The following is a 17,019-nucleotide window of genomic DNA, read 5'->3' as shown; positions in this document are numbered from 1 at the left end:
CCGCCGTATACTTTTGCAAGTACGTTAGTGATTGCTGCAGTTAGTGTAGTTTTACCGTGGTCAACGTGGCCGATTGTACCAACGTTTACGTGCGGTTTTACGCGTTCAAACTTTTCTTTTGCCATGACGGAACCTATCAGTTTTGTGTATCTAAATTACATATGAAAATAATCCACCAAAGGTAGATTAAGTTAATCTTTTTCAAATAGTATTTTCTGACAGATAAAGGAAGTAATCAAGGAGATTCTTAGGACTGGTGCTGATAGGCAGAGTCGAACTGCCGACCTCACCCTTACCAAGGGTGCGCTCTACCAACTGAGCTATATCAGCAACACAAGAACTGGAGCGGGCAGCGGGAATCGAACCCGCATCATCAGCTTGGAAGGCTGAGGTAATAGCCATTATACGATGCCCGCATAAAAATCTGTTCTTAAACTACCTCTAACCGTCAAGAATAAAGTGGTGGAGGGAGCTGGATTCGAACCAGCGAAGGCTGAGCCGTCAGATTTACAGTCTGATCCCTTTGGCCGCTCGGGAACCCCTCCACGATAATTCTCTACTAATTCACTTCCGGTAAAAGGAAAGTGGTGCCGACTAACCGAGTCGAACGGTTGACCTACTGATTACAAGTCAGTTGCTCTACCAGCTGAGCTAAGTCGGCACTGCTTTAGTACGGGGCGAGATATTAGAGTAAGGTTTATTGGGATGCAACTATAAAATTAAAAAAAGTGTAAATTTTTAGTTTAAATGCTCAATATTCACGCGAAAACACGTTTTTTGCACTTTTTTATGTTGTTTTGCTTAGCTGGTGCCAGTAATTTAACCCCTTCATTACGAGTAATGAATCAAAAATACTTCCCTCAAATTGCTGTTGTAAAAGCAAGCCATAGCCACCAGCAAAAATTATTTGTACTTTTTGCTCTGTTTTTTTATCCATTAAGTGCAACTTAGCTTGCTCAATTGCTCCAATGGTTGCCACTAAAGCACCATTTTTTAAACCATTAGGCGTATTTTTACCCAGTTCATTGGTAAATGGAGTTTTACCATCATCAAAAACACGTTGAGTATTTTGTGTAAGTGATGAGGTCATTAAATCAAGCCCAGGTAAAATCCAGCCACCTAAATGCAACCCTTCACTACTAAGCACATCAATTGTTGTCGCAGTACCCGCATCAACAACAATGCATGCTGTGTTTGGATATAACGTAAATCCAGCAATAAGCGCAAGCCACCTGTCTATGCCTAAGTTAGCTACATGCTCGTAAGCGCATACAAGATCTCCAAGCGTTTTGGTTACCTTGGCTTCAAAACAAATAATATTATTGCTAGCCGCTTGTGCGAGAATATCGTTTAGTAAATCACTGCGCCCTACACATGCATAAATCACTTTGGTTATTTGTAACCAAGGCAGGTTATTTATATCTGCCGGTTGTGTTTGCTCGTTATGCCACAACACAGCTTTTAATGATGTATTTCCTACGTCGATCAATAATCTCATAATTGCGCCTTTCTAAGGGAGACTTCCCCACCGTAATAACTTTTTACTTCCCCGTCTTGGCGAATTCGTATTCCACCTTGTGCGTCAATACCTTCACATATTCCACGCCAGCTTCGGTGCCCTGTGTTTAGTTCAACATATTCACCAGCAAACGCATTGAGCGAATTCCATTGCTCATACATAGCTTGCAAACCCGTTTGACAATACTGCGCTAAACGCTGCTCTAAATGGTGAGTAAGAGAAGCCACAAGTTGGTTTTTATCGAGCTTTTGAGTATGTTGATTTAAGTCGGTCCACGCTTGGTCTATATGCTGACTAAAGCTCTCAGGCATTTGTAAATTAATACCGATACCAATCACTAACTGACAAGGTCCTTGCGGTTGTCCATCTAATTCAACCAATACACCTGCAAGTTTTTGCTTATTTATATAAATATCGTTAGGCCACTTAAGTTCTACCTCAACTTGGTATAACGCTTTAATAGCATCATAAACAGCTAGGCCTACCGCAATTGATACGCCCATTGCAGCTTGTAAGCCGTCATCTAAACGCCAAAAGTAACTGTAATACAGATTAGCGCCAAATGGGGATTGCCAAACACGGCCGCGTCTACCACGTCCTGCTTGCTGCATTTCAGCAACAATAACAGTGCCAGACTCAAGCGTTGTTTTGGCCTGTATACGGCGCATAAGCTCGCTGTTGGTCGAATCAATAATAGGGTGTACTTCTACATCGGCAGTATTTGCACCTAGCGCTTTGTAGTGCTGATCAATTTGCGTTTTACTTAAAAGGCCCACCTGACTATTCAAACAATAGCCTTTGCCAGTCACTTTAAAAATATCCAAGCCCATTTCTTGTAACGTTTTAATATGTTTACTTACCGCAGCTCGGCTAATACCTAGCTTTTCACCCAAGGCTTGACCAGATACAAACCCTCCTTGGTTGAGTGCATTTAAAATAGCGAGTTTGTTTCCATCAGGTGCTTTCATTACTTAGGCTCCGCGTTAATATGGCATTCGCTGCGTGCATCCATTAAACGTACTTCGTGCTCTAACATAATGTTGTAACGCCTATAAACAACTTGCTGAATGTGTTTAATCATATTTATTAGGTCGCTGCCTTCACTATTTCCGTGATTAACAAGTACTAGAGCTTGTTGTTGATGCACTTCTATACCTGCCTCGCGGTGCCCTTTTAAACCACTTTGATCGATTAACCAACCTGCCGCGACCTTGTGATGACTTTGCCCATATTCGTAATGAGGTAAATCGGCAAATTGCTTTAATAGTTCAGCTAACTGCTGGTTGGTTATTATAGGGTTTTTAAAAAAGCTGCCCGCATTGGCAAGTGTATATGGGTTAGGTAATTTGCTATTACGTGTTTTTATAACCTGATCGAATACAGCTTGCGGGGTGATGCTTGAGAGCTGCTGCAAAGGACCATAACTTAATGCTGGTTGCCATTTTTTTGGGAGCGCTAAGTGTACTTGCGTGATCACCGCTTTATTTTTAAGGGCATGTTTAAATATTGAGTCTCTGTAAGCAAATTCACATTGCTCGTTATTTAATGAATGCATAGTGTTAGTGGTTATATCAAAGTACTCTACCAACTCAACAAATTTAGCTATCTCAACGCCATAAGCACCAATGTTTTGTACCGGCGATGCGCCAACAGTGCCCGGTATAAGTGCTAAATTTTCAAGCCCGGGTATATTTTTCTCTAATAAATAGCTAACTAGTTGATGCCAGTTTTCGCCTGCGGCAATACTTATTAGTGTGTCGCTCTCGCGCTCAGTAATTTTAATACCTTTTAAAGCTATTTTTATAACCGTACCCATGTAGTCATTTAAAAATACGGTATTACTGCCCTCGCCCAGCAAACAAAACGGTGCACTAAAATTTTGCGTTTTAAGTTGCTCAAGCTGAGTAATTTCAACAAAATTTTGGCATTGGCTGTTTAATGCGAATGTATGTAAGGAGTGTAATGAATGCGCCACAAAGCTCTCTAAAAATACCGGTAACTAATCGCAATAGTTTACCTCATCGTCGCAAATGTGGCACTAGATTGTAAAAATCACTCAACCCGCCGTGTCAATCGTGATATAAAACCAGCACTTTTTTATTTGTGTTCAGAGTAATGATGAAAATTAAACCTCTTTTTTTAAGCCTCGCTATGGCGGGTATGTGTTCGCAAGCAATGGCTAATGCGATTGACCAAAACTCGTATGCTAACCTTGATGATGTTGTTACTACTCACTTAAACCTTGATTTAGATGTCGATTTTGCCGACAAGCAGTTAGAAGGTTTTGTAGAGCATACTCTTCAGTGGAACAACAGCAAAAGTAGAACTCTCGTACTTGATACCCGCGACTTAGACATTGATAAAGTAATGTACAAAGATCAAAGCGGTAACTGGAAAAAAGCGACTTTTGATTTAGCTAAGCGAGATGACGTTAAAGGTTCAAAGCTTACTATTGTGTTTAAAAACCAAGCTGAAGTAGTTCGTATTTATTACAACAGTCGTCCAGAAGCTTCAGGCCTGCAATGGTTAACACCCACGCAAACGGCAAGTAAAACGCATCCATTTATGTACAGCCAGTCGCAAGCAATTCATGCACGTAGTTGGATCCCAGTGCAAGATACACCCGCAATGCGTGTAACTTACTCTGCACGAATTCATACACCAAAAGATATACGTGCTGTAATGAGTGCCGATAACAAAGATGCGCTTTATAAAGATGGCGACTACATTTTTGATATGCCACAAGCAATTTCACCTTACCTAATTGCTATTGGCGCAGGTAACTTAGAATTTAAAGCAATGTCGCATCAAACAGGCATATTTGCTGAACCGACAATTTTAGATGCCTCTGTTGCTGAATTTGACGACACCCAAGCCATGATCGATAAAACAAACGCGATGTACGGCGAATATGCATGGGGTCGCTACGACTTATTAATGCTACCACCAAGTTTTCCGTTTGGTGGCATGGAAAACCCACGCTTATCATTTATTACTCCAACGGTTGTTGCCGGTGATAAAAGCTTAGTTAACCTTATTGCTCATGAGCTTGCTCATTCTTGGTCAGGTAACTTAGTAACTAACGCAACGTGGGAAGATTTATGGTTAAACGAAGGTTTTACCTCGTACGTTGAAAACCGCATTATGGAAGAAGTATTTGGCCGTGACCGTGCGGTTATGGAACAAGCACTTGATTCAGCGTCTTTACGCGCACAACTTAAAACAATTGATGCACCAGATACACGCCTTAATTTAAAACTTAACGGCCGCGACCCAGACGATGCATTCAGTTCAGTGCCTTACACTAAAGGTCAATTATTTTTAATTTACCTAGAAAACAAATATGGTCGCGATAAGTTTGACCCGTTTGTAAAAGCGTACTTTAAAGAGTTTTCGTTTAAATCACTTACTACCGCGCAATTTGTTACTTACTTAAAAGCTAACTTAATTGAAAAGTATCCTGGTGTTGTAAGCATGGATAAAGTAAACGAATGGATTTTTGAACCTGGATTACCAAATGATGCGCCAAACCCTACTTCTGATGCATTTGATAAAGTAGATACTGCAACAGCAGCATGGCTAAAAGGCGACACAACTGCAGCTCAACTGCCAACAGCTGATTGGTCTGTGCATGAGTGGCTACACTTTTTAAATAACTTACCACGTGATTTAAGCCAAGAGCACATGGTAGAGCTTGACTCAGAATTTAACCTAACACAGTCAACTAATGCTGAACGTGCATTTGCTTGGTTTATGCTAGCAGTAGGAAATGGTTATCAACCAATTTACCCTGCACTTGATAAGCACTTATCAGGTATTGGCCGTCGTAAATTAATTGTCCCATTATATAAATCCCTTATCACTAACGGTAAAAAAGAGTGGGCACAAAGCGTGTACTTAAAAGCACGCCCTGGGTATCACCCTCTTGCACAAGGTACTATTGACGCATTATTTGAATAAATAGCGTTAACTAGAAACTAAAAAGGGCCAAATTTGGCCCTTTTGTTTTGCTATTTTTCTACTTTGTCACTTTTTCTAAAAAAGCTTTACGCTCTGCAGTTGTGGCTTGTTGCCACCAAAAATCAAGCATTTGCGGCGCACTTGGCATGCCTTTACCTGTAATTGGTGCTATCGGCTTTATTGGCTGACTAGGACGAGAAGGTCCTGCAGGCATTGTATTTTGCATTACCGGTTTATTGCTTGCTAGCTGCGTGTTAGAAATAACACTTAAAGGCTTAGCAACAGCGCTACTTTTTGCTTTTAAACTAACTTGTGGTGCTTCTGCAAATACTTTTGCAGATACTGCATTTTCAGCACGATTAAACACTAAGGTATAATCTTTACCTGCTTCAACAGTTACACTTACCCAAAATGGTTCCGACTCCACAACTTCATGCGTGTCATAATCATCTTCATATAAATCGGTATATTTTAGCCTAAGCTGGTAAGTTCCTGGCGCAAGCTCTACATCATCAATACGGCTAAACAAAGAGCTTTCTAGCATTTTATCGCCCACTTGTAGTGGTACAATTTCTTCTGGAAAGTGAATGTTTTCAGCATTAGCCGAAAAACTAAGTAGTAATGCAACTGCACTACTTATTAAAATTGGTTTAAGCATATTAACTCCTTTATTTGATTTCAGTTTGACACTGCTTTGAAAGTTTGTCATTAGTGAGCTTAAAATTCATAACACTTAATTAGGAACACACTATGAGCCAAGAGACTATTTTTACCAAAATAATTAATCGTGAAATTCCGGCCGACATTGTCTACGAAGATGAAGACACCCTCGCATTTAAAGATATAAATCCACAAGCGCCATTTCATGTGTTAATTATCCCCAAAAAAGCAATTGCTACTATAAATGATATAAATCCTGAAAACTCACATTTAGTAGGCAATTTATACGTTGTTGCGGCAAAATTAGCTAAGCAGCACAATTTTGCTGAGGACGGATACCGCGTGGTCATGAACTGTAACGAACATGGTGGACAAACCGTTTATCACATACATTTACATATGCTTGGCGGTAAAGAAATGGGATGGCCACCTTACCAAAATGTAAAAAAAGTAAATTAATTAAAAATTTTTATCTAACTATTCTGCTCAACCAATTAGTTACAAATGTTATGATTTTTCATGGTTATAAAGAATAAACAGTTACTTATTTGCAACATTTTATGTTTAAATAATCGTAAAATCGTATTTGTTATTGAGTGCTTCAGCGACTTTCTAATACAAAAGGTGCGGAAGTCGTGATAAACTTAAACAGTCAGCTTTATAAAAGAGTATAAAAACATGAGCAGTTCAGCCTTTTTGTTATTAGATCAAGAGCCAATTAACACTATTGGTATTAACGTTTTAGAACCTTTGTTAAAAACGCAAGGCCTTGACGTAACCACGGGTACTAATATTTTAGATATACCTGAAGGGACTCGACTTTTGTTTATCGAAACATCTAGCAAGGATGCATGGGGAAAACTAAAAGAACAACTAGTAAACCTACGTATTAAATGCGATATCATATTATTTAATCTAGACGAGAACCCTGAGCTTGCTAATCGTGCATTGTTGAGCGGTATTCGTGGCGTATTTTACACAACAGATAACGCCGATGTATTAATGAAAGGTATTCGTTTACTACTTGAAGATCAGCTTTGGTACCGTCGCGATATTATGTGTAATGCATTAAATCGTATGCTGCAATTTAATAAAGATGCGCTGCATAAACTAACCGAAGGGGATATTGAGCCTGTTAAACTTACTAAGCGAGAAAAAGCAATAATCTCATTAATGAGTAAAGGTTCGAAGAATAAAGAAATCGCAGAAGATTTAAGTATCAGTCCACACACAGTTAAAACACATTTATATAGCGCATTTAGAAAAACTAAATGTCGTAACCGTATTGAGCTCCTATCTTGGGCACAACAAAATATCCCTGATGAAATTCGTTAATCATATATTTAGTTTAAAATTAAAAACAGACACTTAGGTGTCTGTTTTTGTATGTGTTACACACTTATTTAATACCAATTTGATTGCCTAAGTAATCTGTTTTGATAATTGGTATAAGTGTATACTTTTGATAATCTTAGTTTAAAACTACTTTGCTGGAATATTAATGCTCGACTCTTTCACTCTTTATTTTGCCAGCATCGCCATCATGGTTGTAATGACCTTACTTAACTTTTTAACATGGCGAACAAACAAACAAATATCGGGCACGCTGCTATGCATTTTTTATCCCATATTGCTATTAGGCTCTGTTATTGGTTTTACGCTTGTTGGTGATACACATAATTTAGTGATTATTAGCGCTGCTAGTAGCATGATGTTTGCCGCATCAATAGTGCATTGTTTATCGCTCAGTCAGTTTTTAAATTATCACGGTATTGGTTTTAAATTACTTTGCTCAGTAACTGCTTTTTGCACTGTAATGCTTGGCTATTACACCTTTTTTGACCCATCTTTACACGAAAGAGTGATTGCATCCGATATACAGCACATAGCAGAAGCCGGCTTTTTACTCTTTATATTTATTAAGTACGCGCGCAAACCCTACCCTAATGGCAGCATTGTATACATAACCATTTTAACGCTTGTTGCTTTGAGCTTTATTGGCCGCTCGTTATTTATGGATAACATTGAACAAAAAAATCTTTTAGTAAACGGCTGGTTTAGCTCTTTGCTATTTTTAAATGGCGTAATTGCACCCATGTTTTACGCTGCAGGTATGGCGTTATTATGTAATGAGCGCAGAGAGCAGCACCTCAATAAACTCGCCGATAAAGCACAAAAAGATTTAGAAATTCGCGGGCTCTTTTTATCAACAATAAGCCACGAAATTCGCACCCCACTAAACGGTATTTTAGGCAGTGCCCAACTTGTTATGAACCAAACAAGTGATACCCGCAATAAAGCCTATTGCGAGGCAATTATAAATTCTGCCGAATCACTTAACTTGTTGGTAGATAAGGTCCTTGATTACGCGAGCCTAGATCAGAGTGACGAAGCGCTTTACGAAGAAGATGTAGAATTTAAAACATGGCTTAATAATTTATGTTTATTACTAAGCCCAATGGCCGAGCAAAAGCAGCTAAAATTTGATCTTATCTATAATATTCCTGAGCAAGCCTGTTATTACTGCGACCAACAAAAACTTAGACAAATAATTATTAATTTAGTCGGTAACGCTATTAAATTTACAGATCACGGAACCGTTAAAATTCAGGTTGATTTAGTATTAGAAAAACAACTTGAGCACACGATAAAAATTAGTGTCAAAGATTCAGGACCAGGTATAGAAAATGACGAGATAGCCTACTTAACAGAACCTTATGTACAAAGTAGCGCAGGAAAAGAAAAAGGCGGAACCGGCCTTGGTTTAGCTATTACTAGCCGCCTGCTTGAAAAGCTCAGTAGCCGACTCGAAATAGCCAGCCAGCTTGGTACTGGTAGTGTATTTAGCTTTACCGTTACTTTTACTTTAGGTGAATTAAGCCTTGTAGAGCAGCGCCATCAAACTAAAGATTACTTAACAGGTCTTGATGTATTACTGGTTGAAGATTTAGATTTAAATCAAAAAATTGCTATAGAATTTATGGCCGACGATGAACACAAAATTAAGCTCGCAAAAGATGGGAAAAGTGCCATAGAGCTCATGCAAGCTCACCACTTCGATGTTGTTTTGCTTGATATGAACCTACCTGATTTAACAGGCCAAGAAGTACTTAAACGTCTAAAACGCATTGATCATAAAAATCAACGAACGCCAGTACTCGCATTTACTGCAAGCCTTAGCCCTGACGAAGTAAAAGAGTATTTAGAATTAGGAATAAAAGACATTGTAGGCAAGCCTATTAAGCATGAAAAGCTTCGCCAAGCACTTAGTGACTCTCAATCTAATCAAACTGCGAGCATTGCAGTAGAGCTTATTGATACCTTGTATGACAAAACAGCGGCCGAAACACTCACCAGCTCATTTAGTGAAGATGAAGTGTCTTCAATTTATAATGAATTTGTGCTTTCAGCCCGCAACAAGCTAACTCGCTGTCAAAAGCTTATTGACCAACAACCAGAGCAATGCATTAAGCTTTTACATCGCCAAGCAAGTACCGCTCTGCAACTTGGTTTTAATCGCTATGGTATTGAGCTTAAAAAAATAGAGCGCCGTTTACTCGATAAAAAGCCACATAACGATATGCTTGATGAAGCGCTAGATCTGTGGCAACGCAGCTTAGAGCAATATTTAAAGTTTGTGCGAGGACAGTTAGAGTGAAATTAAAAAAGCGTTTAAGTTTTTTAAATTTTACTTTAGGTTAATCAAACCTCGCAACCTCTTCAAAGCTAAGCCCAGTAAAGCCATGGGCTTGCAAGGCACAAAATAGGTTTAAAGTAATATCTTTATCATTTACACGAGAGTCAAAAACGTAAGTGCCTTCAAATCGGACTTCTGGCATTTTAAATATGCAGCTATGCTTTGGTAGTTTTTCTTTTTTGAACACCGCTTTTTGTAATCCGATATTTAAACTTGGCAGCATAAAAGTACTCATCTCAACATTTAATATACCCTCTATTTTTCGAGTGACATTATAAAAGTACCAATTATCATCACCGACATGGAAAGGCAGTAACTCTCCCGAATCTTCAAAAATCTCTGCCAATTCATTTGCTACATGATCCCTTATAGCAAGACCCTGTAAATTTATTGCTGTCATATCACCTATCGGCGTCTCTTTTTCATTATTATAATGGGCACTAAAATTTATCAGTGTAGACTCTTTTGTAGAAGTATTAGGTTTCCATAACTCAGATTCACATAAAGTTTCATCATCAGGAAATATGACTCGATAATGATTCACGTCAGGTGTGATTTTATAAATGACTTTACTCATTAATATTGAAACGTCCTTTTTGGCATGAATTTTATTTTTAACCCCTTCCATATTTATCATCAAATCGCTCTATATCGCTTTCATCAAGTACAGTACCGGTTTGCACTTCAATGACAATTAACGGGTCTTTTTGATTATTAGCCAAACTATGAATTTGCTTAGCCGCGATATAACACGATTGGTCATGCGTTAGCGTATACGCTTGCTCATTAATACACACATCTGCAATACCCGAAACCACAACCCAATGTTCAGCACGATGCTGATGGCGCTGCGTCGAAAGCTTAGCACCGCTGTTAACAGTAATTTTTTTAACTTTAAAGCCAGTGCCTTCAACCAAAGTACGGTAATTCCCCCATGGGCGAAAAACCACTTGATGATGGTTAAGTTTATCAGCCTGTGTGGTAGCAATTTGCTTAAGCAACAAAGGCAGAGAATCTAGCTCATTTTGGTTTGCAATTAACGTGGCATCATGAGTATGAATAATTGCTAAATTGCTAACTCCAAGCGTAGCAATAGTGTGTTCAGCCTCGTTAATAACTAAGTTATTAGTGCTTTTTTGAGCCATATAATTAGCATTTAAGCTATTACCGTTTTCATCTTTTTTTGTAAGCGCATCAAGGGATGAAAAACTACCTACATCACTCCATTTTAAATCAACAGGCATAACAACTACGTTATTACTGCGCTCTAAAATGGCGTAATCAATTGAATCGCTTGGGCAGTGTTCAAGCGCACTGTTGCTTGGGCGGGTAAACCCTAAATCTTTAGTAAATTGCGCCGCTGCAGCGACACTCGTTGCTATTTTTGGCGCAAACCGTTCGAGCTCTTTTAAATAGGCTGCAGGGGTGAATAAAAACATGCCGCTATTCCAGCTATAACCACCTTGAGCTAAATAGCGGTTCGCTGTATCTACGTCAGGCTTTTCTTTAAATTGTGCAACATCGTAACAACCCGTTCCAACAATAGCCGCGCCTTGTTTTATATAACCATAGCCAGTATGAGGCTCTGTAGGAGTAATAGAAAATGTCACTAGCTTTCCTTGCTCAGCAAGTTTTACAGCTTCAGGGAGCTTAGCCGTTAATACATCAAAGTTTTTAATATGATGATCGGCAGGCATCACTAATAGCGGGCCGGTAATCCCATTTTGCAGCGCATAGTGGGCGGCTAATGCGATGGCAGGCGCGGTATTTTTACCTTTAGGTTCGAGTAATAATGCAGTAGGAATTGAGCTTTCAGCCTGCTCGGCGGCAATAAATCGGTGCTGCTCGTTACACACTAAAATAGCATTATCAAACAACTCATTAGAAACACGCGCCAACGTACTTTGTAGCAATGACATGTTTTCATTTAGTAGTGGTAAAAATTGTTTAGGCATTGCTTGGCGAGAAAGCGGCCACAAGCGAGAGCCTATGCCACCTGCTAAAATTACAGGAGTGATTAAAGTGTTCATAATGTACATTAGCCGCCAACAAAAATATCAGCGACTATTTTAACACTTTATTGGCTCTGCGCTAAATTAACGTGTTTATATTAATGTAAAAGAGTCTGCATCTAAATAGGCAGGAAACGCTGCTTTAAACTCATCCAGTGGCGCTTTTTCAAGTGTTATAGTAACTAGTTGCTCTGCGTCATCTTGCGCTTTAGTTAATGCATCGCCTTTGAAGTCGTATACTGCGGTACCGCCATTGTGCGCCACACCATTACCGTCTTCCCCCACACGATTAACACCTACTACGTAACATAGGTTTTCCATTGCACGCGCCATAAGTAACGTATCCCAAATATGGCGGCGTACAGCAGGCCAATTTGCTACGTTTATCATTACATCGTAGTCGTTATTATTACGTTGAAATACCGGAAAGCGCAGGTCGTAACATACCTGCGGTAATAGTTTAAAACCATTGATTTCAAAAACTTTGCGCGCTTGCCCTGCTACAACATAATCGCCCTCGCTGCCTAAGCGAAATAAATGGCGCTTATCGTAATAACTCACCTCACCATCGGGTTTTACCCAATAAAACCGATTCGCTTTTTTATCGCCTTGTGCAACAAGTACCGAACCCGCAATAACCGCATCATGTTTATGAGCCTGCGCCTTTAACCACGTCAGTACTTTACCGTTTTCAGGCTCTGCACAATCTAAATTAATGGCAAAGCCAGTCGAGAATGTTTCGGGCAGTAAAATAAGATCGGGCTGATGCGTAATTGCTTCAAGCTGCTTATTAAACATGGCTAAATTAGCATCTTTATCAAGCCAATAAAGCGAGCTTTGCAATGCTGTAATGGTTAAAGTTGACATAATATTTGCGCAGCCTCTATGAGAGTGTTGTCGTTTTTAGCAAAGCATAAACGAATTACTTTGTCGGTTGGTGGATTTTGATAAAAAACACTTAACGGAATAGCCGCAACACCGGCTTGCTCAACTAACCAATGGCAAAATTCAACATCGTTTAAATCCGATACATCGCTGTAATCTAACAATAAAAAGTAAGTGCCTTGGCTAGGTAAAATTTTAAAACGGCTGTTACTTAAATGACTCGCTAATAAGTCGCGTTTTTGCTGATAAAACCCGCTTAGCTCATCTATATGCTCACCTTGCTGCTCGAGCATATCGGCAAGCGCATGCTGTGCGGGGGTAAAACTTGAAAACGTAACGTACTGATGAATTTTTCTAAATTCGACAGCTAAATCGGCAGGTGCAATACAGTAACCCATTTTCCAGCCCGTGCTGTGAAACGTTTTACCAAAACTCGATACAACAAAGCTTTTGGCAAATAATTCATCATCGCGTAATACGCTTAAATGCGGTTGTTCATCAAACGTAATGTGCTCATATACCTCATCGCTTATTACATACAAATTGTGAGTACCAACTAACTCTTTAAGCGCTTTTATATCTTGTGGCTGTAATATTTTACCGCTTGGGTTATGAGGCGTATTTATAATAATTGCACGGGTATTTTTAGTAATTGCTTGGCTTACTACTTGCCAATCAATGGTGTAATTTGGCGCACTTAAAGCAATGTGTACCGACTTTCCACCAGCGAGTTCAATTGCCGGTTGGTAAGAGTCATATGCAGGGTCAAATACAATCACTTCATCATTTGGGCGTACAATTGTTTGAATAGCCACAAACAATGCCTCTGTTGCACCCGAGGTAACAGTCACTTGATCAGCTGCGTTTATATCAGCTGCATATTTGCGCTTTGCTAAATCAGCAATTTGTTGCTGTAATCGTGGTACACCACTTGAAGGTGAATATTGATTAACGCCCTGCTGCACATAATAATTTAACTGCGTTTTTAAAAGATCAGGAGCATCAAACTCAGGAAAGCCTTGAGAGAGATTAATTGCCGAAAACTCATTAGCCAACCCACTCATTTGGCTAAATATACTAACGCCTAAATTTGGTAATTTACTTTCAAACACGTGATGCCCTTAATGATGGTTTTGCGCTTAAAGCGATGCTATCATTGCTTAAAACAGAAGTATAGCCGTCTAAAAACAATTAACTTTACGCTCATTAGTGAGGAATGTATGCAAAACAATACCGCTATTTCACAACTTATTGAAGCCGGAAAATGGGTTAGCCAAAAAGGCTGGGTACCCGCAACAGGCGGAAACTTTTCAGCTCGTACTAGCACTGGCTTTGTTGTTACAGCAAGTGGGCACGATAAAGGCTCACTGACGCAAGAGCATTTTTTGCAATTAGATCACCAAGGCGAGCGCCTAGCAGGAGCTGTAAAACCATCGGCAGAAACACAATTACACCTAAGTTTGTATCAGCTAATACCTGATGCGCAGTGTGTTTTGCATACTCACTCTGTAGCCGCTACCGTACTGTCGCAAATTACCCAAGGGCATCAGCTTGATTTAACAGGCTATGAAATGCAAAAAGCACTGAGCGGCTTTACTTCGCATTTAGAAACGCTGAGCATTCCTATTTTCGATAACGATCAAGATATTGATCGATTAAGCCTACTGGTCAGTGACCATCATTTACACACGCCTATAGAGCACGGCGTACTGATACGTGGTCATGGTTTATATGCGGTAGGACGTAATATTGATGAAGTTCGTCGCCACCTAGAAGCCTTAGAGTTTTTATTTAGCTGCGAACTAGAGCGCCTAAAAATAATAGGTATTCAAGCGGGAGTAACTAAATGATTAAAGCCATTTTAACCGACATCGAAGGCACAATAACCCGTATCTCGTTTGTTAAAGAGGTGTTGTTTCCTTACGCAGCAAAACAGTTACCTACCTTTGTACGTGCCAATGCTAATAAGCCAGATGTAGCTGAGCAAATTAGTGCCGTAAAAGCCCTTATCGAAAAGCCAAACGCCGATATTGAAGAAGTCATTAGCACTTTACTTACCTGGATTGATGAAGATAAAAAAATCACTCCACTTAAGCAGTTACAAGGCTTGATTTGGCAAACAGGGTATGAACACGGTGATTTTAAAGGTCATTTATACCCAGATGCATTTGATTTTTTACAAGCTCAGTACAACAACGATATAGCTTTATATGTGTATTCGTCAGGGTCAGTAAAAGCGCAGCAGCTACTTTTTAAATACAGTGATTATGATGACATTCGCAGCTTGTTTACTGACTTTTTTGACACCAAAGTTGGCGCAAAACAAGAGCAAATAGCCTATAACACCATTGTTGAGCTGTTACCGTTTAAAGCAGCAGAAATACTCTTTTTAAGTGATGTAGCCAGTGAGCTTGATGCCGCGCAAGCTGCGGGCTTAAAAACACTACATTTAATTCGTGATGGGCAAGCAAGCACTAAAGCACACCCTTATATTAATGACTTTAGCCAATTTAAATTGGAGCAATTAGTATGAGCCAATTAACAATATATGCTGACAACGATGCAAGCAAAGCACTTGTAAGCACATCAAATGCTGATGATATTACAAAGCAACTAGCTAAAGTAAACGTACGTTTTGAACAGTGGCAAGCAAATGCAGATATTAATGAGCACACCACCCACGAGCAAATTATTAGTGCGTACAAAAACGATATAGATCGGTTAAAAACCGAAAATGGCTATCAAACAGTAGACGTTATATCTCTAGCTAAAGGTAATCTTGGCGCATCAGAGCTGCGCAAAAAGTTTTTATTTGAACATACTCATAGTGAAGACGAAGTACGTTTTTTTGTAAAAGGCCAAGGGCTATTTTGCCTGCATTTAGGCAATAAGGTTTACCAGGTACTTTGCCAACAAGGCGATTTAATTTCAGTGCCTGAACTTACCCCGCATTGGTTTGATATGGGAAGCGACCCTGAGTTTACTGCCATTCGCTTATTTAACAATACAGAAGGCTGGGTGGCAAAAAGCACTGCCTCGTCTATTGCAGAGCAATTTCCGCTATTATCGTAAGTTAGCCATTCAAAACCTTGGTCCACACTGATAAACATAACGTGGACCAAAACATCGCGAAGCTACTTAAGCTTTATGAGATCGCCATTTTCAACCTGACTTTGGTTATACACACCTGTATCTAACACCCATCCTGTGACCAGTTTTGCCGGCGTTATATCAAATGCAGGGTTATATACATTAGCATTGATGGGCGCCCATAAAGCCTCGCCAAAGCTACCGCTAACTCCGCGCACTTCTTGAGGATTACGTTGCTCTATTTCTATATCATTACCACAAGCGGTGTTGGTATCAAGCGTGGTAATAGGCGCAACTACATAAAATGGAATGTTATGAAAATACGCAAGTACGGCTAAATTATAGGTGCCCACTTTATTAGCAAAATCACCATTGGCAGCAATACGATCAGCCCCTACTACTATTTTATCCACCTTACCTGCAGCCATTAAACTTGCCGCCATATTATCGCAAATTAATGTGTACGGAATTTTCCAGCGCTCAAGCTCAAAGGCAGTTAAGCGACCGCCTTGTAATAATGGTCGTGTTTCATCAACCCACACATGTACGTTGCCATATTTTTGCTGCGCTTTGTAAATAACACCTAGTGCAGTACCAATACCAGCGGTTGCAAGCGCCCCTGTATTACAATGAGTTAATATGTTGTCGCCACTATTTATAAGCTCGGCACCACGATTTGCCATTCGTTCACACAGCTCAATATCTTCAATAAACAACCGCTCAGCAGTACTAACAATACCGGCAACATAATCGCTTTGCGTTAAAGCTTTTCGCAATGCCGCCATACAATGCATTAAATTAACCGCCGTTGGACGAGTGGCTTCTAGTTCATTGATTGCTTTTTCAAGCTCACTTTTCACTAACCCTTGCTCAGCTAAATACGCCACTAACAAGCTCGCGCCTAAGCCAATTAGTGGGGCTCCACGCACTTTTAAGTTAATGATCAGCTCTTTCATGGTTTCTACATCATGGCACTGATGCCATACCTGCTGGTGAGGTAGTAAATATTGGTCGAGCACACTAAGCGACCCGTTTTCATATTTTAAACTGCTTGCGATTAAGTTTTGCATAATGCTTAAGGTATTAAAAATGCGTAACGTTATTTTACACCACTTTGAATAACTCTCAAGTTAGACTTGTAGACATCTAAACATTTAAAAGTATAGAATGCTTAAAAGCTGATTTTTGAGATTTAA

At 39.6% G+C, this 17,019-nt stretch carries 17 protein-coding genes and 4 tRNA genes; 7 read left to right on the top strand and 14 right to left on the bottom strand.

What is annotated here, in order from left to right; all coding sequences use genetic code 11:
- The 8 genes from H5159_RS13420 to murB all read right to left on the bottom strand — a co-directional run.
- A partial coding sequence (locus H5159_RS13420; RefSeq protein WP_033023824.1) for a GTP-binding protein occupies positions 1–125 on the bottom strand: 125 nt, incomplete at its 3' end.
- 129 nt (positions 126–254) lie between these two features.
- Positions 255–330: transfer RNA gene (locus H5159_RS13415), tRNA-Thr, on the bottom strand.
- 11 nt (positions 331–341) lie between these two features.
- Positions 342–416, bottom strand: a tRNA-Gly gene (locus H5159_RS13410).
- Between the two features lie 44 nt (positions 417–460).
- Positions 461–545, bottom strand: a tRNA-Tyr gene (locus tag H5159_RS13405).
- A 40-nt stretch (positions 546–585) separates the two neighbouring features.
- A tRNA-Thr gene (locus H5159_RS13400) sits at positions 586–661 on the bottom strand.
- Positions 662–787: 126 nt separating this feature from the next.
- Positions 788–1,498: a type III pantothenate kinase gene (locus H5159_RS13395; RefSeq protein WP_182780429.1), complete on the bottom strand. Its 711-nt coding sequence runs from the start codon at positions 1,496–1,498 to the stop codon at positions 788–790.
- Positions 1,495–2,487 carry a bifunctional biotin--[acetyl-CoA-carboxylase] ligase/biotin operon repressor BirA gene (birA, locus tag H5159_RS13390; RefSeq protein WP_182780428.1) on the bottom strand — a complete coding sequence of 331 codons (993 nt, stop codon included), beginning with the start codon at positions 2,485–2,487 and terminating at the stop codon, positions 1,495–1,497. Before birA ends, H5159_RS13395 begins: the two co-directional genes overlap by 4 nt.
- The gene (murB, locus tag H5159_RS13385) at positions 2,487–3,494 is read right to left on the bottom strand and encodes a UDP-N-acetylmuramate dehydrogenase (RefSeq protein WP_182780427.1); all 1,008 of its coding nucleotides are present in this window, start codon (positions 3,492–3,494) and stop codon (positions 2,487–2,489) included. The genes birA and murB overlap by 1 nt, the downstream gene beginning before the upstream one ends.
- A gap of 143 nt (positions 3,495–3,637) precedes the next feature.
- Between murB and H5159_RS13380 the strand changes: the two genes are divergently transcribed.
- A complete protein-coding gene (locus tag H5159_RS13380; protein ID WP_182780432.1) occupies positions 3,638–5,479 on the top strand; it encodes a M1 family metallopeptidase in 1,842 nt (613 codons plus the stop codon).
- Positions 5,480–5,537: 58 nt separating this feature from the next.
- Here H5159_RS13380 and H5159_RS13375 read toward each other — a convergent pair whose 3' ends face one another.
- Positions 5,538–6,137 (bottom strand): DUF2057 domain-containing protein, encoded by a 600-nt coding sequence (locus H5159_RS13375; protein ID WP_004334921.1) that lies wholly within the window; start codon positions 6,135–6,137, stop codon positions 5,538–5,540.
- Positions 6,138–6,229: 92 nt separating this feature from the next.
- On the opposite strand from H5159_RS13375, the gene H5159_RS13370 reads away from it, so the two are divergent.
- The 3 genes from H5159_RS13370 (at position 6,230) to H5159_RS13360 (ending at position 9,797) form a co-directional block, all read left to right on the top strand.
- Positions 6,230–6,598, top strand: a complete 369-nt coding sequence (locus tag H5159_RS13370) for a histidine triad nucleotide-binding protein (protein WP_004334923.1) — start codon at positions 6,230–6,232, stop codon at positions 6,596–6,598.
- A 219-nt stretch (positions 6,599–6,817) separates the two neighbouring features.
- The gene (locus H5159_RS13365) at positions 6,818–7,474 is read left to right on the top strand and encodes a response regulator transcription factor (RefSeq protein WP_004334929.1); all 657 of its coding nucleotides are present in this window, start codon (positions 6,818–6,820) and stop codon (positions 7,472–7,474) included.
- A gap of 166 nt (positions 7,475–7,640) precedes the next feature.
- Positions 7,641–9,797: a response regulator gene (locus tag H5159_RS13360; protein WP_182780426.1), complete on the top strand. Its 2,157-nt coding sequence runs from the start codon at positions 7,641–7,643 to the stop codon at positions 9,795–9,797.
- Between the two features lie 40 nt (positions 9,798–9,837).
- Here H5159_RS13360 and H5159_RS13355 read toward each other — a convergent pair whose 3' ends face one another.
- The 4 genes from H5159_RS13355 to H5159_RS13340 all read right to left on the bottom strand — a co-directional run bounded on the left by H5159_RS13355 (position 9,838) and on the right by H5159_RS13340 (position 13,845).
- A complete protein-coding gene (locus H5159_RS13355; RefSeq protein ID WP_259399113.1) occupies positions 9,838–10,464 on the bottom strand; it encodes a hypothetical protein in 627 nt (208 codons plus the stop codon).
- Positions 10,451–11,866 carry a mannose-1-phosphate guanylyltransferase/mannose-6-phosphate isomerase gene (locus H5159_RS13350; RefSeq protein WP_182780425.1) on the bottom strand — a complete coding sequence of 472 codons (1,416 nt, stop codon included), beginning with the start codon at positions 11,864–11,866 and terminating at the stop codon, positions 10,451–10,453. The genes H5159_RS13355 and H5159_RS13350 overlap by 14 nt, the downstream gene beginning before the upstream one ends.
- A 75-nt stretch (positions 11,867–11,941) precedes the next feature.
- On the bottom strand, positions 11,942–12,715 hold the full coding sequence (locus tag H5159_RS13345; protein ID WP_182693263.1) for an amidohydrolase: 774 nt from the start codon (positions 12,713–12,715) through the stop codon (positions 11,942–11,944).
- Entirely contained in the window at positions 12,703–13,845 is a 1,143-nt protein-coding gene (locus H5159_RS13340) for a methionine aminotransferase (RefSeq protein ID WP_182672410.1), read from the bottom strand. The genes H5159_RS13345 and H5159_RS13340 overlap by 13 nt, the downstream gene beginning before the upstream one ends.
- A 108-nt stretch (positions 13,846–13,953) precedes the next feature.
- Between H5159_RS13340 and H5159_RS13335 the strand changes: the two genes are divergently transcribed.
- From H5159_RS13335 to H5159_RS13325, 3 genes are read left to right on the top strand one after another with little or no spacing between them, the layout of a single operon-like run.
- Entirely contained in the window at positions 13,954–14,583 is a 630-nt protein-coding gene (locus tag H5159_RS13335) for a methylthioribulose 1-phosphate dehydratase (protein ID WP_004334937.1), read from the top strand.
- Positions 14,580–15,266, top strand: a complete 687-nt coding sequence (mtnC, locus tag H5159_RS13330) for an acireductone synthase (protein WP_182780424.1) — start codon at positions 14,580–14,582, stop codon at positions 15,264–15,266. The genes H5159_RS13335 and mtnC overlap by 4 nt, the downstream gene beginning before the upstream one ends.
- Complete coding sequence (locus H5159_RS13325; RefSeq protein WP_182725053.1) at positions 15,263–15,805, top strand: acireductone dioxygenase; 543 nt, start codon at positions 15,263–15,265, stop codon at positions 15,803–15,805. Before mtnC ends, H5159_RS13325 begins: the two co-directional genes overlap by 4 nt.
- A gap of 62 nt (positions 15,806–15,867) precedes the next feature.
- Here the strand turns inward: H5159_RS13325 and mtnA are convergent, their stop codons facing one another.
- Positions 15,868–16,893 (bottom strand): S-methyl-5-thioribose-1-phosphate isomerase, encoded by a 1,026-nt coding sequence (mtnA, locus tag H5159_RS13320; RefSeq protein WP_182725052.1) that lies wholly within the window; start codon positions 16,891–16,893, stop codon positions 15,868–15,870.
- Positions 16,894–17,019 lie beyond the last annotated feature (126 nt).

The sequence above is a fragment of the Pseudoalteromonas sp. SG43-1 genome (assembly GCF_014164415.1).
Classification (GTDB): Bacteria; Pseudomonadota; Gammaproteobacteria; order Enterobacterales; family Alteromonadaceae; genus Pseudoalteromonas; species Pseudoalteromonas distincta.
The sequence above is the reverse complement of the archived record's forward strand: the minus strand, read 5'-3'. Positions and strand labels throughout refer to the sequence as shown.

What these genes read in the sequence shown, in the direction of transcription:
- H5159_RS13395 (WP_182780429.1), bottom strand. Translation starts at nt 1,498, where the DNA reads ATGAGATTATTGATCGACGTAGGAAATACATCATTAAAAGCTGTGTTG.
- birA (WP_182780428.1), bottom strand. Translation starts at nt 2,487, where the DNA reads ATGAAAGCACCTGATGGAAACAAACTCGCTATTTTAAATGCACTCAAC.
- H5159_RS13380 (WP_182780432.1), top strand. Translation starts at nt 3,638, where the DNA reads ATGAAAATTAAACCTCTTTTTTTAAGCCTCGCTATGGCGGGTATGTGT.
- H5159_RS13375 (WP_004334921.1), bottom strand. Translation starts at nt 6,137, where the DNA reads ATGCTTAAACCAATTTTAATAAGTAGTGCAGTTGCATTACTACTTAGT.
- H5159_RS13370 (WP_004334923.1), top strand. Translation starts at nt 6,230, where the DNA reads ATGAGCCAAGAGACTATTTTTACCAAAATAATTAATCGTGAAATTCCG.
- H5159_RS13365 (WP_004334929.1), top strand. Translation starts at nt 6,818, where the DNA reads ATGAGCAGTTCAGCCTTTTTGTTATTAGATCAAGAGCCAATTAACACT.
- H5159_RS13360 (WP_182780426.1), top strand. Translation starts at nt 7,641, where the DNA reads ATGCTCGACTCTTTCACTCTTTATTTTGCCAGCATCGCCATCATGGTT.
- H5159_RS13355 (WP_259399113.1), bottom strand. Translation starts at nt 10,464, where the DNA reads ATGGAAGGGGTTAAAAATAAAATTCATGCCAAAAAGGACGTTTCAATA.
- H5159_RS13350 (WP_182780425.1), bottom strand. Translation starts at nt 11,866, where the DNA reads ATGAACACTTTAATCACTCCTGTAATTTTAGCAGGTGGCATAGGCTCT.
- H5159_RS13345 (WP_182693263.1), bottom strand. Translation starts at nt 12,715, where the DNA reads ATGTCAACTTTAACCATTACAGCATTGCAAAGCTCGCTTTATTGGCTT.
- H5159_RS13335 (WP_004334937.1), top strand. Translation starts at nt 13,954, where the DNA reads ATGCAAAACAATACCGCTATTTCACAACTTATTGAAGCCGGAAAATGG.
- mtnC (WP_182780424.1), top strand. Translation starts at nt 14,580, where the DNA reads ATGATTAAAGCCATTTTAACCGACATCGAAGGCACAATAACCCGTATC.
- H5159_RS13325 (WP_182725053.1), top strand. Translation starts at nt 15,263, where the DNA reads ATGAGCCAATTAACAATATATGCTGACAACGATGCAAGCAAAGCACTT.
- mtnA (WP_182725052.1), bottom strand. Translation starts at nt 16,893, where the DNA reads ATGCAAAACTTAATCGCAAGCAGTTTAAAATATGAAAACGGGTCGCTT.